General features: G+C 64.8%; 20 protein-coding genes and 1 tRNA gene. 15 read left to right on the forward strand and 6 right to left on the reverse strand.

Going from position 1 to position 15080, the window contains the following annotated elements; all coding sequences use genetic code 11:
• Positions 1–82: 82 nt before the first annotated feature.
• Together ACP7AG_RS09575 and ACP7AG_RS09580 are read right to left on the reverse strand one after the other, a co-directional pair.
• Entirely contained in the window at positions 83–604 is a 522-nt protein-coding gene (locus tag ACP7AG_RS09575) for a response regulator (protein ID WP_426030652.1), read from the reverse strand.
• A 162-nt stretch (positions 605–766) separates the two neighbouring features.
• A complete protein-coding gene (locus ACP7AG_RS09580; protein WP_426030653.1) occupies positions 767–1255 on the reverse strand; it encodes an outer membrane protein assembly factor BamE in 489 nt (162 codons plus the stop codon).
• Positions 1256–1376: 121 nt separating this feature from the next.
• Here ACP7AG_RS09580 and ACP7AG_RS09585 point away from each other — a divergent pair, with 121 nt between their 5' ends.
• The 7 genes from ACP7AG_RS09585 to ACP7AG_RS09615 all read left to right on the forward strand — a co-directional run bounded on the left by ACP7AG_RS09585 (position 1377) and on the right by ACP7AG_RS09615 (position 5702).
• Positions 1377–1907, forward strand: a complete 531-nt coding sequence (locus tag ACP7AG_RS09585; protein ID WP_426012577.1) for a ubiquinol-cytochrome C chaperone family protein — start codon at positions 1377–1379, stop codon at positions 1905–1907.
• Entirely contained in the window at positions 1892–2440 is a 549-nt protein-coding gene (locus tag ACP7AG_RS09590) for a YceD family protein (RefSeq protein WP_426012298.1), read from the forward strand. Before ACP7AG_RS09585 ends, ACP7AG_RS09590 begins: the two co-directional genes overlap by 16 nt.
• Before the next feature lie 95 nt (positions 2441–2535).
• On the forward strand, positions 2536–3624 hold the full coding sequence (gene plsX / locus ACP7AG_RS09595; RefSeq protein ID WP_426012296.1) for a phosphate acyltransferase PlsX: 1089 nt from the start codon (positions 2536–2538) through the stop codon (positions 3622–3624).
• Positions 3621–4598, forward strand: coding sequence for a beta-ketoacyl-ACP synthase III (locus ACP7AG_RS09600; RefSeq protein ID WP_426030654.1), 978 nt, complete (start codon positions 3621–3623; stop codon positions 4596–4598). Before plsX ends, ACP7AG_RS09600 begins: the two co-directional genes overlap by 4 nt.
• A 209-nt stretch (positions 4599–4807) precedes the next feature.
• Positions 4808–5110 (forward strand): integration host factor subunit alpha, encoded by a 303-nt coding sequence (locus ACP7AG_RS09605; RefSeq protein ID WP_426012293.1) that lies wholly within the window; start codon positions 4808–4810, stop codon positions 5108–5110.
• Between the two features lie 12 nt (positions 5111–5122).
• Positions 5123–5551: a MerR family transcriptional regulator gene (locus tag ACP7AG_RS09610; protein WP_426030655.1), complete on the forward strand. Its 429-nt coding sequence runs from the start codon at positions 5123–5125 to the stop codon at positions 5549–5551.
• A gap of 74 nt (positions 5552–5625) precedes the next feature.
• A tRNA-Pro gene (locus ACP7AG_RS09615) sits at positions 5626–5702 on the forward strand.
• Between the two features lie 209 nt (positions 5703–5911).
• Here ACP7AG_RS09615 and ACP7AG_RS09620 read toward each other — a convergent pair.
• Positions 5912–6148 carry a DUF2842 domain-containing protein gene (locus tag ACP7AG_RS09620; protein ID WP_426012290.1) on the reverse strand — a complete coding sequence of 79 codons (237 nt, stop codon included), beginning with the start codon at positions 6146–6148 and terminating at the stop codon, positions 5912–5914.
• Entirely contained in the window at positions 6145–6408 is a 264-nt protein-coding gene (locus ACP7AG_RS09625) for a GlsB/YeaQ/YmgE family stress response membrane protein (protein ID WP_426012288.1), read from the reverse strand. The genes ACP7AG_RS09620 and ACP7AG_RS09625 overlap by 4 nt, the downstream gene beginning before the upstream one ends.
• Before the next feature lie 141 nt (positions 6409–6549).
• On the opposite strand from ACP7AG_RS09625, the gene ACP7AG_RS09630 reads away from it, so the two are divergent.
• The 8 genes from ACP7AG_RS09630 (at position 6550) to ACP7AG_RS09665 (ending at position 13169) form a co-directional block, all read left to right on the forward strand.
• Positions 6550–7593 (forward strand): COX15/CtaA family protein, encoded by a 1044-nt coding sequence (locus ACP7AG_RS09630; RefSeq protein ID WP_426012286.1) that lies wholly within the window; start codon positions 6550–6552, stop codon positions 7591–7593.
• Positions 7594–7667: 74 nt separating this feature from the next.
• The gene (locus tag ACP7AG_RS09635) at positions 7668–9167 is read left to right on the forward strand and encodes an alkaline phosphatase (protein ID WP_426012284.1); all 1500 of its coding nucleotides are present in this window, start codon (positions 7668–7670) and stop codon (positions 9165–9167) included.
• A 320-nt stretch (positions 9168–9487) separates the two neighbouring features.
• Entirely contained in the window at positions 9488–9961 is a 474-nt protein-coding gene (gene rplM / locus ACP7AG_RS09640; protein WP_426012282.1) for a 50S ribosomal protein L13, read from the forward strand.
• Positions 9962–9964: 3 nt separating this feature from the next.
• Positions 9965–10438 (forward strand): 30S ribosomal protein S9, encoded by a 474-nt coding sequence (rpsI, locus tag ACP7AG_RS09645; RefSeq protein ID WP_426012280.1) that lies wholly within the window; start codon positions 9965–9967, stop codon positions 10436–10438.
• A gap of 154 nt (positions 10439–10592) precedes the next feature.
• Positions 10593–11453 carry a hypothetical protein gene (locus ACP7AG_RS09650; protein WP_426030656.1) on the forward strand — a complete coding sequence of 287 codons (861 nt, stop codon included), beginning with the start codon at positions 10593–10595 and terminating at the stop codon, positions 11451–11453.
• Between the two features lie 96 nt (positions 11454–11549).
• Positions 11550–12497 carry an N-acetyl-gamma-glutamyl-phosphate reductase gene (gene argC, locus ACP7AG_RS09655; RefSeq protein WP_426030657.1) on the forward strand — a complete coding sequence of 316 codons (948 nt, stop codon included), beginning with the start codon at positions 11550–11552 and terminating at the stop codon, positions 12495–12497.
• Between the two features lie 64 nt (positions 12498–12561).
• Complete coding sequence (locus ACP7AG_RS09660; protein WP_426012274.1) at positions 12562–12768, forward strand: type II toxin-antitoxin system HicA family toxin; 207 nt, start codon at positions 12562–12564, stop codon at positions 12766–12768.
• A 5-nt stretch (positions 12769–12773) separates the two neighbouring features.
• The gene (locus tag ACP7AG_RS09665; RefSeq protein WP_426012272.1) at positions 12774–13169 is read left to right on the forward strand and encodes a type II toxin-antitoxin system HicB family antitoxin; all 396 of its coding nucleotides are present in this window, start codon (positions 12774–12776) and stop codon (positions 13167–13169) included.
• Between the two features lie 183 nt (positions 13170–13352).
• Here the strand turns inward: ACP7AG_RS09665 and ACP7AG_RS09670 are convergent, their stop codons facing one another.
• Positions 13353–14294, reverse strand: coding sequence for a hypothetical protein (locus tag ACP7AG_RS09670; RefSeq protein ID WP_426012271.1), 942 nt, complete (start codon positions 14292–14294; stop codon positions 13353–13355).
• A 257-nt stretch (positions 14295–14551) separates the two neighbouring features.
• Positions 14552–15061: an HlyD family efflux transporter periplasmic adaptor subunit gene (locus ACP7AG_RS09675; protein WP_426030664.1), complete on the reverse strand. Its 510-nt coding sequence runs from the start codon at positions 15059–15061 to the stop codon at positions 14552–14554.
• Positions 15062–15080: the final 19 nt, after the last annotated feature.

The following is a 15080-nucleotide window of genomic DNA, read 5'->3' on the forward strand; positions in this document are numbered from 1 at the left end:
CGGAGGTTTCCTCCGGGGCGTTTTTCGGTTTGGGTTCGACGCCAGCCGTTAGCCGCGACGGTGATCACGGTCCTGGCGCTGATCAGTACATGTCTTCGGGGTCCAGCGCCGCGCCGACGATGCCGCGCCGCTCGTCGCCTTCGTAGCCGTGGTCGATCCGGCGCCGACGGCAGGGGCCGAAATACCCACTGACCCGCACGAAATCGCGCGGGTTGTTGATCACCTCGTTCACTCGGTGCAGCACGCCGCGGGCGGTGAGGGGCTTGGCCAGGAACTCGGTGACGCCGGCCATGCGGGCCTCGTCCAGGCTGGCGCGGGTGGCGTGGCCGGTGACCATGATGATCGGCGTATAGGGATTGCTGCTGGCCGGCGAGGTGCGGATCCAGCGGATGAACGCCAACCCGTCGACCGGCTGCATCATCAGGTCGGTGAAGATGATGTCGACCTCGCGCTCGGTGACGGCCTTGAGGGCCTCGACGCCGTCGGCGGCCTCGATGATCTTGCGCACGCCCAGCGACTTGAGCACCGCGCCGATGATCTCGCGCATCGGCGCGTTGTCGTCGATGATCAGCACCGTCAACGGACGCAGATCTGGCGCGCTCACAACTCATCCCCCCGGCGAAGATCGGCGCAGCGGCGTTGGGCCGCTGCGCCGTTGCCCGGCAAGGTAGCGGCGTCGTTGTTGATAAACCGTTGATGCGGCCGGTCAAATCTATCGGAATTTCAGCCAGTTATACCTGGCGGCTGCGTCGCGCCGGATACAGTCTTAGCGGCGGTCCTGCGGACGATTGCCGGGGGTGTCCTGATCGTCGTTCGGCAGCATACCGCCGCGGCCGACCGTGCCCAGCAACTGTTCCAGAATCGTCATCTCGCGGCCGCGGGTCGGGGTCTCGTGGCCGCTATAGGCGATGACCTTGCCGTCCTTCAGCGTGTAGGTGTCCACAGACGCGACCTTTTCGTCGGCCGCGCTGAACTTGATCGCCACCACGTCACGCTTGATCACGCGCGGCTTGTAGAAAGCCACGCGGTCAGTGGTCTGCGAGATATAGTACCAGGCGTTGGTGTCGAAGGTGGAGATGGTGGAGGGCGAACCCAGCTTCTCCGTCACCGTCGACTTGCTGTCCTCGCCGATCTTCATGTCAGCGGGCTTGGCTTCGATGGCCTGGAAGCCGGAATAGCTCGTCAGCGGCGTGCAGCCTCCGGTGACGGCGGCGAGGCCGATGACAGCGGCGGCGAGAACGGCGGGACGAAACATGCAGGCTCCGGTACCTGGAAAGGCTGACTTTGACCTATCGCCCGCGCGGGCTTAGTTCAATGGTCCGTGTGGGTCGGATGGCGAAGTTAGTTCGGTGTCGCGGCGAAATCGAGGCGAAGTGATGATTCTAGATCGGTTGCTCAAACCCAGGCCCGCCAAGGCGGCGGGGGGCAAACTCTATGCCTCCGCGGTGGCCCAGGCCCGGTCCGCGCCGCTGTATGTCCAGATGGGCGTGCGCGACTCGCTGGAGGGCCGGTTCGAGCTGTTCACCCTGCATGTGGTGCTTTTGCTCGAGCGCCTGAAAGGTCAGGGCGAGACGGCGGCCGAGCTTTCCCAGGCGACGTTCGACGCCTATGTGCGTGGCCTTGATGACGCTTTCCGCGAGATCGGTGTGTCCGACACCGCCGTCGGCAAGAAGATGAAGAAGCTGGCCGGGGCCTTCTATGGCCGCTTGAAGGCCTTCGACGAGTCGGCGGCAAGCCTGCCCGATAGCGCCGCCCTGTCCGGGATGCTGGCCCGCACCGCCTTCGAGGAACGCGGCGAGGGCGACGTGGCCGCCTTGACCGCCTATGTGATCGCCGCGCGCGATCATCTGGCGGCCCAGCCGGTGGAAAGCTTGATGCAAGGAGACGTCCAATGGCCGAAGGCGTGATCAATCCCTGGCCCTTCAGCATGACGCTTGGGCGCATGGGCCGCGGCCAGGATCTGCGCTTCGAGCCTGACGAGGCGATCCGCAAGGACATCGCCAAGACCCTGAACCTGGTGTCGCTCGACGCCTTGGAGGCCGAGATTTTCCTGCGGCCGTGGATGGACGGGGCCGAGGTGTCTGGCCTGATTCGCGCCCGCGTCGTGCAGACCTGCAGCGTCTCGGCCGACGAGTTCGAGGAGCCGATCGAGGCGCGGTTCTCGGTCCGCGTCCTGCCCGCGACCAGCGAAAACACCTCGCCCGACGAGAGCGGCGACCTGGCGTTGGATCCCGACGGCGACGATCCGCCTGACGTGCTGGAGAACGAGACCATCGATGTCACGGGTTATGTTCTGGAGCATCTGGCTTTGGAGCTGGATCCCTTTCCACGCAAGCCGGGCGCCGTCTTCGAGCCCCCGCCCGAACCGGTCGATCTGTCGCCCTTCGCCGGGTTGAAGGCCCTCAGGGCAGATCCCGGACCAGGCGGGGAAGGGGCCTGAATGGCTCTTGCCTGAGCTTGCGTGATATTTTCGCGGCTGTATCGTCCTGCCGCCTTGATCCAGCGGTACGCCGCTCCAGGAGCCTTTAGCGCCTCGTGCCTCAACCCGTAGTGATTTCGATCGACGCCATGGGCGGCGATCACGGCCCATCCGTGATCGTGCCCGCCGTGGCGATCGCCGCCCAGAACCAGTCCGACGTGCGTTTCCTGCTGCATGGCGACCAGACCCTGCTGAACGCCGAACTGGCCAAGTCGCCGGCCGCCCGAGCGATCAGCGAGGTGCGCCACACCGACAAGGCGATCTCGATGGACGAGAAACCCGCCCAGGCCATGCGCCGGGGCAAGGGCTCGTCGGTGTGGAACGCGGTCGAGTCCTTGCGCGGCAACGAGGCCCAGGCCGTGGTCTCGGCGGGCAATACCGGCGCCCTGATGGCGATCTCCAAGTTGATCCTGCGCATGGGGGCAGGGCTGGAGCGCCCGGCCATCGTCGCCAGCTGGCCGACCATGAACGGCGTCTCGGCGGTGCTGGATGTCGGCGCCAATGTCGAAAGCGACGCCGCCCAGCTGGTCGAGTTCGCGATCATGGGCGCGGCCTTCCACCACGCGGTTCACGGTTCGGAGCGACCGACCGTCGGCCTGCTGAATGTGGGCTCCGAGGACCAGAAGGGCCATGAGGAGGTGCGCGAGGCGCACGCCATCCTCAAGCAGACCACGCTGGACTTCGACTATCGCGGCTTCGTTGAGGGCACAGACATCGCCAAGGGCACGGTCGACGTGGTCGTCACCGACGGCTTCACCGGCAATGTCGCCCTGAAGACCGCCGAGGGCCTGGCGCGGTTCTTCTCCGCCGAGATCAAATCGACCCTGACCTCCGGACCGCTGGCCATGCTTGGGGCGCTGATCGCTTCGAGCGCCTTGAAGAAGATGCGCCAGCGCCTCGATCCAGGCCGCGTCAACGGCGGCCCGCTGCTGGGCCTCAACGGCATCGTGGTCAAGAGCCACGGCGGGGCCGACGCCACCGGCTTCGCCTCGGCCATCCGGGTGGCGGTGGACCTGGCCCGCAGCGACTTCACGGCCGAGATTGACCGCAACCTGAAGCGCCTGACCGAAAGCGGCCTCAAGCCTGGCGCGGAAACCAAAGCTGAAGGCGCTCCGGGCGCGCAAGTCCAGGGAGTTTCCGAGTGAGCGTGATGCGTAGCGCCGTGACCGGCGTCGGGGCCTATCTGCCTGACAATGTGGTCACAAATAGCCAGCTGGCCGAGACCGTCGACACCAGCGACCAATGGATCGTCGAGCGCACCGGCATCCGCCAGCGCCACAAGGTGGCCGACGACCAGCCGGTGTCTGACCTGGCCTTCCGCGCCGCCCAGCAGGCGCTGGAGAAGGCCGGCAAGACCGCCGCCGACGTCGATCTGATCATCGTCGCCACGACCACGCCGGACATGACCTTTCCGGCCGTCGCCACCATCGTCCAGCGCAAGCTGGGCGCGCCGGTCGGCATCGCCTTCGACATCCAGGCGGTGTGCTCGGGCTTCGTCTATGCGCTCAGCGTCGCCGACGGCTTCGTGGCGCGTGGCCACGCCAAATGCGCGCTGGTGATCGGGGCCGAAGCCATGACCCGGCTGATGGACTGGACCGACCGCGGCACCTGCGTGCTGTTCGGCGACGGGGCCGGCGCGGTGGTTCTGGAGCCGCGCGAAGGGCAGGGGACCACGGCCGACCAGGGCCTGCTGGGCTTTGCCCTGCGGGCGGATGGGACCAAGCAGGACCTGCTCTATGTCGACGGCGGCCCCTCGACCACCGGCACGGTCGGCAAGCTGCGGATGCTGGGCAACCAGGTGTTCAAGCACGCGGTGATCAACATCTCCGAGGCGATCCACGCGGCCGCCGAGGTGGCCGGCGTGACAATCCCCGAAGTCGACTGGTTCATTCCGCATCAGGCCAACCAGCGCATCCTGGCCGGCGTCGCCCACCGCGTGGGCATTGACGAGGACAAGGTGATCTCCACCGTGGCCCTTCACGCCAACACCTCGGCGGCCTCGATTCCCTTAGCCTTCGCCCAGGGAATCGCCGACGGCCGCATCAAGCCGGGTCAGCTTTTGCTGCTTGAGGCGATGGGCGGCGGCCTGACCTGGGGCGCCTGCGTCATTCGTCTTTGAGCAAGAGCTTGCGCCCTTTATGGCCAAGCTTGGCTGTTTTCTGGGGTCAGCTTGGCTCATCGCCTGAAGTCCTGGCGCTCAGCCTTTGACTCCATGCGATAATCACGGCATGCAGGCTTGAGTTGATGAGAGCGTGTCGCACGAACGGGGCTCGACCCCGGTTTCGTATGCAGGCTCTGGGGTTTGTCAATCCAGCGTAAGGGGGCGTCATGAAAGGCGCGACATTGACCCGGGCCGACCTCTGCGAGGCGGTCCATGAGGAAGTCGGTCTGACGCGGCAGGATTGTGCCGGTCTGGTCGAACGGACCCTCGATCTAGTTGCGGAAGCGCTGGAACGGGCGGAAACCGTCAAGCTATCCGGATTTGGCGTCTTCCAGGTTCGCGACAAGCGCGCCCGGATGGGCCGCAATCCCAAGACCGGAGAGCCCGCCGAGATCGAGCCCCGCCGGGTGATCGGTTTCCGGGCCTCGCAAGTCATGAAGGCGCGAATCGACCGCGCCCTCGGCGGCTAGGGATTTGATGCGGTGGCGAAGGGGCCCAACGCCTTCCGCACGATTTCCGAGGCCGCTGAAGAGCTTGGCGTGCCGCAGCACGTGCTACGCTTCTGGGAAACCAAGTTCTCGTTCATTCGCCCGATGAAGCGGGCCGGCGGGCGGCGGTTCTACCGCCCGCAGGACATCGCCGTGCTGAGCGGCGTCCGCGCCCTGCTGCACGCCGAGGGCTACACCATCAAAGGCGTGCAGAAGCTGCATCGCGACCAGGGGATCACCCACGTGGTCGCCGCTGGCCTGGACGACAACAGCTCGGCCTCGCTCGAGCTCCTCGTTGACCTGCCCGTCGATTCCCTGCCGCCGGCCAAGCTGGGTGACGACCGGCGCGATCGGCTGACGCTGGCGCTCGGCGATCTGACGGCCGTCAAAGCCCGGCTGGACGGGCTTTTGCGGGGCCTCTGAGCCGTGCCGAAAATCGCTCAGGAAACTCATTGCCCCCGGCAAGGCTCGCACCTATAAGGGCGCTCCTTCCGTGTCGGAGCGTGGCGCAGCCTGGTAGCGCACTTGACTGGGGGTCAAGGGGTCGCAGGTTCAAATCCTGTCGCTCCGACCATTTCCTTCACCGGGAATGAGACCGGAAGAACGGAAAGGCCGCCCTTCGGGGCGGCCTTTTTCGGTTTCGGGCTTGGCCCAACTTGCCCCCTACGGGTCGCTTCGCGACCGTCTTCCTCCCATGGGGGAAGAGCTCAGGCGCATGGGGCTCCGCCCCCTATGGGAGCGGACAGGCGGCTAAGCCGCCAGGTGGGGGCAAGTCCGTGCTTCTCAAAGCTTCTCATCCGCCTTGCCCATCCAGGACATCAGCGGCATCAGCGGCAAGCCCCAGCCCAGGCCCGTGACCGCGAAATAGAGCAGGTGGATGGCGCGATTGTCCGGCAGGTAGTCGTAGAGGCTGGTGACGGCCCAGACATAGGCGGCCAGGAACACCATGATGCCGATCCCACCGATCAGTTTACGCACTCTTGCGGGAATTTGGCGGGCGGGGATGAGGGGAGCGCTCAAGCGGGTCTCCGGAAGACACTCGAAAAAATGCCAAGGATGGCAAGGAAGAAGATCGCCCCCACGCTGGAGACCAGCAGGCTTCCCAGGAAGCCGTCGAGCCGCAGGCCCAGGCGCTGGGCGATGAAGGTTCCGATGAACGAACCGACCACGCCGATCAAGAGCTTGGTGAACAGCGCATGGCGACGGGCCAGCACCAGGTCGGCGACCCAGCCGGCCAATATGCCGATAACGACCGCCACGAAGACGCCCACGCCGCTCATTCGATAGTCTCCGACCCCGTGCCCGCGCAAGTATCGCACGCCCAGCCTTACGCGTCATGAGGCCATGGACGCGAGCCTTCGTCGGGCGTAGGCAAGGCTTCGCCGCATTTCGGCCCTCAACTGACGTTCTTTCCGGCGACCATGACGTCCTTCCTGCGTTCCGACCGTTCAAGGCCCGTGGCCGTCTGGCTGTTCGTCACGGCCCTCCTGGTGTTTGCCATGGTGGTGGTGGGCGGCGCGACGCGCCTGACCGACTCGGGCCTGTCGATAGCCGAGTGGAAACCGATCATGGGCGCGCTGCCGCCGATGTCGGACGCCGCCTGGCAAGCCAATTTCGCGCTCTACCAGCAGATCCCCCAGGCCAGGCTGGTCAATGCGGGCATGACCCTGGAGGCTTACAAGGGCATCTTCTGGTGGGAGTGGGCGCATCGGCTGCTCGGCCGGGTGGTCGGCGTGGTGTTCGCCGTGCCTCTGGCGTTCTTCCTCGTCAGACGCATGATGCCGCGGCGGCTGATCTGGCGCTGCGTGGCCATGCTGGCGCTCGGCGGCCTGCAAGGCTTGATCGGCTGGTGGATGGTGTCCAGCGGCCTGGGCAAGGACAACACCATGCTGGTGCAGGTCGCGCCGGAACGCCTGGCGACCCATCTGGGCTTGGCCCTGGCCCTGTTCGTGCTGCTGATCTGGACGGCTCTCGACGCCTGGTCCGGCTCGCCCCGTGTCGAGGAACGCACAAACTGGCGGGGCTGGGCGCTGGGCTTTCTGGGCGCGGTGTTCCTGCAAAGCCTGCTGGGCGCCCTCGTGGCCGGCAATGACGCGGGCCTGGTCTATAACGACTGGCCACTGATGAACGGCGCGCTGGTCCCGGCCGAATATGCCGGCCACGGCCTCTGGGGCACTCTCGCCCACAGTCAGGGCGCGGTGCAACTTCATCACCGGCTGATGGCCTACGCCCTGTTCGTCGCGGCGATCATCATCGGTGTGGCCGCCGCGCGCTCCCGCCGCCTGCCGCAGGATGGCAAGACCCTGGCCTTCGTGCTGCTCGCCGCCGTCTGCCTGCAGGCCGGTCTGGGGATCTGGACCCTGATGGCCGCCGTGCCCGTGGCGCTGGGCGTGCTGCACCAGGCCGGCGCGGCGATGCTGCTCGCCACGGCGACGGCCTTCGCCTGGCGGGTGAGGCGGCCCTAAAGCCACTGACGCACAATGAACTGTCACGAAACGCCAGCACACGACGTTTCGACGTCTCTAGCTGGAGCTTGCCCGTGATCCGCGCTTCCCATCTGCTGGCCGGAGCCCTGCTCCTGACCGCGCCCGCCCTGGCCCTGGCCGCGTCGAAGCCCATCCCCAAGCCCCCGGCGCCGATCATCAACGCCGCGCCCGGCGACCCCTATTTCAAGTCCGGCGAGGCCGCCCTCGCCAAGGCCCTGATGGTCAATCCCAAGACCGGCAAGGCCAAGAACGTCATCCTGTTCCTTGGCGATGGCATGGGCATCTCCACGGTGGTGGCTAGCCGGATCTATGAAGGCCAGCAGCGCGGCGTCGACGGCGAGAGTAACAGCCTGGCGTTCGAGAAACTGCCCTGGACGGCGCTGTCCAAGACCTACAGCCACGACACCCAGGTCACCGACAGCGCCGCGGGCATCACCGCCATCACCACGGGGGTCAAGACCCGCAACAAGATCATCGGCCTGACCGGCCAGGCCAAGCCCGAGGACTGCTCCAGCGAGGCCGGTCAGCGCGTCCAGACCATCGCCGAACTGGCCAAGGTCCATGGCCTGTCAGCCGGCGCTGTCACCACCACCCGCATCACCCACGCGACCCCCGCAGGGACCTATGCCCACACGGCCTACCGCGATTGGGAAGGCGACGCCGACATGCCGCTGGAGGCCGTCAAGGCCGGCTGCCGCGACATCGCCCGCCAGCTGGTGGAGGCTCCAATCGGCCAGCGCCTGGACGTCGCGATGGGCGGCGGGCGCTCGCGCTTCCTGCCTGAGGTCAAGGACGGCAAGCGGACGGACGGCCGCGACCTGACCGCCGAGTGGCTGAAGGCCCCGAACGCGGCCTATGTGACCACCGACACCGAGCTGGCGGCGCTTGACGCGTCCAAGACCGGCCCGGTGCTGGGCCTGTTCGCCAACGAGCATCTTCCCTATGAGGTCGAGCGGCCGGTGCTAGGGCAGGGCGTGCCGACCCTGGCGGCCATGACCACCAAGGCCATCGACCTGCTGTCGCAGAACCCCAAGGGCTATTTCCTGCTGGTCGAGGGCGGCAAGATCGACATGGGCAGCCATCTGAACAACGCCCACCGCACCCTGACCGAGACCGTCGAGTTCTCCAAAGCGGTCCAGGCGGCGCTCGACAAGGTCAATCTCGACGAGACCCTGGTGATCGTCACCGCCGACCACAGTCACGGGCTGGTGATCTCCGGCTACGCCGCCCGCAACGCCCCGATCCTGGGCCTGGCGGGCAATGAGGGCGACCCGGTCTTGGCCGGCGACGGCAAGCCCTACACCGTGCTGAGCTTCGCTACCGGCCCTGGCGGGCCGGAGGGCTCGAACCTCCGCGCCGATCCGGCCAAGGAAGACACCGACGACATCGACTACCACCAGAACGCCACGGCCTTTTTGGGCAGTTCGGCCCATTCGGGCGAAGATGTCGGCGTGTTCGCCGACGGGCCGGGGGCCTATCTGGTTCATGGCGTGGTGGAGGAAAGCTACCTCTTCCAGGTCATGCGGCATGCCTATGGGTTTGACGCACAATAGGAACCGTCATCCTCGGGCTTGTCCCGAAGACCCCTTGGTCCGCCTCATCATCGGTAGCTATTCGGGGCGCTGCGTTCGCGGCGCCCCTTTCTGCGTTTCAACGACGGTTGAAACAGGGGTCCTCGGAACAAGTCCGAGGATGACACTATAAATACGGTATCATAATACCGCAACACGAAATCCCTTATCCTGTAAGGGTTTGCGGACTTTCTCGCGCAGCCATTGTTGACAGGCCGAGAACCCTCCTGTACCTGCCGCCCTTCACGCAGACGGAGCCGCCTTCCTTGGGTCCCGACGCACAAGGAATACGGATCAATCCCATGCAAAAGACCACGGCTTCCCTGAAGCCCGCCGAGGTCGAGAAGAAGTGGATCGTGGTCGACGCCCAGGACGCCGTTGTCGGCCGCCTGGCGACGTTCATCGCGATGCGCCTTCGCGGCAAGCATCGTGCTGACTACACCCCCAACGTCGACTGCGGCGACTTCGTCGTCGTGATCAACGCCGACAAGGTGAAGTTCACCGGCAAGAAGATGGACGACAAGATTTACTATCGCCACACCGGGCACCCGGGCGGCGTCAAGTCGACCACCCCGCGCAAGCTGCTGGAAGGCCGCTTCCCCGAGCGCGTCCTCGAAAAGGCCGTCGAGCGCATGCTGCCCAAGGAAAGCCCCTTGGCTCGCAAGCAACTGACCCACCTGCTCATCTACAACAACGGTGAGCACCCGCACCAAGCGCAGAGCCCGGAAGCGATCGACTTCGCTGCGCGCAACGCCAAGAACACCCGGAGCGCCTAAGTCATGTCCGAAGCTCAAGGCTTTGACGCGCTGGCCAGCCTGTCCAGCAACCCCGAAGCGGCCGCTCCGGCCGTCCAGAAGCTCGACGCCCAAGGCCGCGCCTACGCGACCGGCAAGCGCAAGAACGCGATCGCCCGCGTCTGGATCAAGCCCGGCAAGGGCACGATCACCATCAATGGTCGCGATCAAGAAGTGTATTTCGCCCGCCCCGTGCTGCGGATGATGATCGCCCAGCCCTTCCAGGTCACCGACCGCGAAGGCCAGTTCGACGTCGTCGTCACCGTCGAGGGTTCGGGCCTGTCAGGCCAGGCCGGCGCGGTGCGCCACGGCCTGTCCAAGGCCCTGACCTATTACGAGCCCGGCCTGCGCGCCGCGCTGAAGCCGCATGGCTTCCTGACCCGCGACAGCCGCGTGGTCGAGCGTAAGAAGTATGGCAAGGCCAAGGCCCGTCGTAGCTTCCAGTTCTCGAAGCGCTAGGCGCTTCCGCATTTTCGGAGAAAGAGGCCGCAGTTTCTGCGGCCTCTTTTTTTGCCTGAAAACCCGAATCTGCCAGTAGGTTGCCGCACCCGTCGGTGGCCGCTGTCACGCTTCTCGCGACACGCTCCATCTCGCTGAACAAGTCGAGGTTGTCGTGGACGTCAGTCAGGTCGTGAGAGACTCCATCCTGCGGTTGGGCGCCAAGCGCGTCATGCTCCAGAACGCCAAGGATTCTCTGAAAACCATCGTCCTGGGATCGGAGCAGGGCGACTCGGCCTTCGATCCCGCCTACCTGCCGGGTTCGTTCAACCTGTGCTACCGATCCCTCGACCTCAAACATTGCTACTATCTGTACCGCCGGGTCACCGACCTCTGTCCAAACCTCAAGAATATCGTGTTGTTCTATTCGATGTTCTCGCCTGGCCACGTCCTTGAGCGCAGCCCCGACGACAGCGATATAGGGCCGTTGGTCAGCGCGCTGTTCGAGTTGGACGTCGAGTATCAGGCCGACAATCTCAACGCCTTGGCCAAGGCCCTGACGCGGCAATTGCAGGACGGCATGGCCGCCACCCTGGCCCGGGAGGCCGTCCAGCTGGACGGCTATGACGGGTTCCAGCCGGCCTATAGGAGCGTGGCCCCGGCGGCGCAGTTTGATCGTCGGGTGCTGTCTCACATCCGGATGAACTACGAAACCGGCGCGGACTATTACCTGCTGAAGATCCTGGCGATCGCGAGCAATCTCGGCCACAGCGTGCACGTCGTCATCCCGCCGGTCACCGGGATGTACCGCGAGGCCGTCGGCGCACGCTCCAGCATCATCTTCCGGGAATTGATCGAGGTCGTCGGCTCATTCCCGTGGCGCGTCCCGGTCAAGGTGCTGAACGCCTACGACGACGAGGCCTACGAGGACGCCTTCTTCGTCGACAGCGATCATCTGGACGCGCACGGCAAGGGGACAAGGATGCTGTCCCAGACCATCGCCGATCAGGTTGGGGCCAACGAGGCCGCCGCCTAGCTTCGCTCGCGGCCGCCATGGGACAAGAGATCCGTTTCGTTCCCCGGCTGACTAGGCTAGATCGTCCGCTCTTGTTGGATCGATTAGGGACGGCGCATGGCCCCCAAGGTTTTCATCGACGGCGAAGCTGGCACCACCGGCCTGCAGATCCGCGAGCGCCTGGTCGGCCGCAAGGACCTGCAGTTGGTCTCGATCGATCCGGACAAGCGCAAGGATGCAGACGCTCGCAAGGCGATGCTCAACAGCGCCGACGCGGTGATCCTGTGCCTGCCCGACGAGGCGGCCGTCGAGGCCGTGGCGCTGATCGACAATCCGAAGGTCAAACTGATCGACGCCTCGAGCGCCCATCGCACCGCGCCAGGCTGGACCTACGGCTTTCCAGAACTGGACGAGGATCAGCGCGGCAAGGTCGCCCGGTCGAACCGGGTGTCGAACCCGGGCTGCTACGCGACCGGCGCCATCGCCCTGGTTCGCCCCCTGGTCTCGGCCGACGTGATCGCGCCGGACCTGCCGCTGAGCTTCAACGCCGTGTCGGGCTACACTGGCGGCGGCAAGGCGATGATCGCCGAGTTCGAGGACCAGTCCTCGCCGAACTACACCAAGGTCCCGTACCGCCTCTACGCGCTGGGCCTGAGCCACAAGCACCTGCCCGAGATCCAGTCGCACGGTGGCCTGCTGACCCGGCCGATCTTCACCCCCGCCGTCGGGCGCTACGCCCAGGGCATGCTGGTGGAGCTGCCGCTGCACCTGTCAATGATGAACACCAGCGTTGGCGTGGCCGCCGTGCATGGCATTTTGGCCGATCACTATGCGCGCGAGCCCTTTGTCGAGGTCGCCTCGATCGCCGAGGCCAAGACCCTGACGACCCTTGATCCAGAGGGGTTGAACGGCACCAATCGCCTGAAACTGTTCGTGTTTGGCTCGGATACCAGCGGCCAGGTTCGCTTGGTGGCCCTGCTCGACAACCTCGGCAAGGGCGCCTCGGGCGCGGCGGTCCAGAACCTCAACCTGATGCTGGGCCTGAAGGAAGGCGCGGGGCTTTAGGGCTCGTCCGCCGTCAGGACGGCGCCTCATGTGTATCAGTGTGTACAGGATTGACTGAACACCCGTGAGTGTTCCTACACACGCGGATAGCCGCGACATCATCACGGCGCTCAAGGCCGATGGCTGGGCTGAAGTCGCGGGTCGCGGCTCGCACACCCAGTTCAAGCCTTCGACTGAACCGGGTCGCGTGACTGTGCCTCATCCGACGAGAGACATTCCCATTGGAACGCTGCGCTCCATCGAGCGTCAGTCCGGATTGGCCCTGAGGTGAGCGAGATGGCCAACTACATCGCCCTGATCCACAAGGACGCCGACAGCGACTATGGCGTCTCGTTCCCCAATTTCCCCGGCGTGATCTCGGTGGGGACCTCGTTGGACGACGCCAGCGCCATGGCCGAAGAGGCCTTGGCGCTGCACGTTGCAGGTCTGATCGAAGACGGAGACGCCATCCCCGAGCCGTCCTCTCTAGAGGGTGTCATGGCCGACGTCGGCAACCGTGACGGCGTGGCCATCATCGTGCGCCTGGCCACCGAGGCGAAAAAGGCGGTGCGCGTCAACATCACCCTGCCGGAAGACGCCCTCCGCGACATCGACCGCTTCGCCGAAGCGCACGGTTTGACTCGGTCGGGTTTGCTGGTTCAGGCCGCTAGGCGGATGATGGAAAGCACTTAGGCAGTTCGTTTGTTGGGCTCAAGCGCCGGGCAAATGAGTGTGTGTCCCTCTTTCCCACCTATATTGCGTGTTGCTTGTATAAATTCAGCATAATACGATGCGCGTGCAATTGGCGCTATATTTTGGCTGAGTTTTAGTTTCGAGTCGGTGAGCCAGTTTTGCCACTTTGTAATATCAGCCATATTAATCAGTCCGCGTCCAAATAACGTATTCGCCATTAACCTTGTCTAGGAGGCCGTTCTTAACGATATTCCACACTTCAATTCTTACCATGAATGCTCCGGCGTCGGGATTCACGGTGCCGTCGTAAAGTATTTGGCCGCTGCCCACGACCGTCTCGGGGGAGTCGTTTGAACCCGAGACGAGAGCGAGATCGACGCCATTGCCGTCGTGCTCTGGCCAAGGCGCGGTTGCGCTGACGGGGCTATGGGGCCTCACTTGAATTCCCGATAGATCTCGTGGCTCGAAAGTCACCCACCGCCACCCAGGCTTCGGAGGCACGACCTCGGCGACCTCCTTATCTGGGTCCAGGCGGAAAGCAGTACCGGTCTCCACATCGAGCGCACCCAAAAGGTGAGGGTCACGCGGATACATCATCAGAATATTCGCGGTGGCTCGCGCCACCACAACCGAACCAGACTTGGTTATTCGCGTTAGTGTGAACGGCCGCGCCGCGTCGGGCTGTTGTTCTTTGATATTAGACGCGTAGATGACGGCCTGCCCGTCCGAAGTTCGAGTGCAACGAAGCGACGAGCCGATCGCCGATGCGCCGTTCGTTACGGTTTCGTCCAGATCGATTTCAAGCTCTGGCTGAATTCGCCGGAGGTCCAGAGAACCGAAGTCGCTTGGCTGATAGGGATAGATTCGAACATGTCGGGGATAGGACTTCAGGCGCACCTCATGTTCGAACTGCCTGGGGTCGACGCTGACGACCATCAGGCAGCCCGCCGTCGCATTTGCCTCGACGGATTCGATAACGTCGATCCCAAACGGGCTTATTGTGTGGAGTGACAGTTCGCCGGTCATGAGGTTGGCGACTTTCAACACGTAGTCGCCAGGCGCTGAACTGTAAAATTTGACAAGGCTGGCCTCGCCACCACGAGTCTCGATCCAGTAGGATAGCATTGGCGTTACGTCGGGAATTTCCCGTAGCGCTTCATTCGGCCTGGTGCGTGGAGACACTATCAGACGGCCGTCATTGCAGGTCCAAATCAGTAGACCGGAATGAGTCACGAAGCCTACCGGCGTTGCGCCCCCACATGGTCCATCACCAATCACCGTTATGGGACCCAAGGCCTCTTCTCCCGAACGAACACCCGCGCCTACCGGATTTGCTTCGCAACCCGTAATCGCAATCGCGGCCAAAAGACCCAAAAGTATTCTCACCGCTCTCTCCCCGCCTCGGAAACCGTCTTCGCCACCGGCGACCATACAAAATCAATCACCCGCCGTTTCCCCGTCACGATCTCGACCGAAGCGCTCATCCCAGCCGACAGCAAGGCTTGCCGGCCGTCAACCGTAAGACGCGCCCGTGACAGCTTCCCCCTGACGGGAAACACCAACCCGCGCTTTTCGTCGACGATGGCGTCCGGCGAGACTTGGATCACTTCGCCCGACAGCGTGCCGTAACGGGTAAACGGATAGGCCTCCAGCTTGACGACGGCGCGATCGCCGGTGTGGACGAAGCCGATGTCGCGGCCCAAAACGAGGGCCTCGACCACCAGGGCCTCGCCGTCGGCCACCAGCGTGACGATCGGCTTGCCGGTCTCGGCCACCTCGCCAAGCGTGGTCACCGAGACGGCCTGGATTATGCCGCCGACCGGGGCGGTCGGGGTCTGCAGACCGCGCTTCTGCTGGGCCTTGCGCAGCGCGTCTCCGCGCGTGGCGGCCAGGCCGGCAAAGCCGAGGGGC

This window comes from Caulobacter sp. DWP3-1-3b2, assembly GCF_049896325.1.
In the GTDB taxonomy this organism is placed as follows: Bacteria; Pseudomonadota; Alphaproteobacteria; order Caulobacterales; family Caulobacteraceae; genus Caulobacter.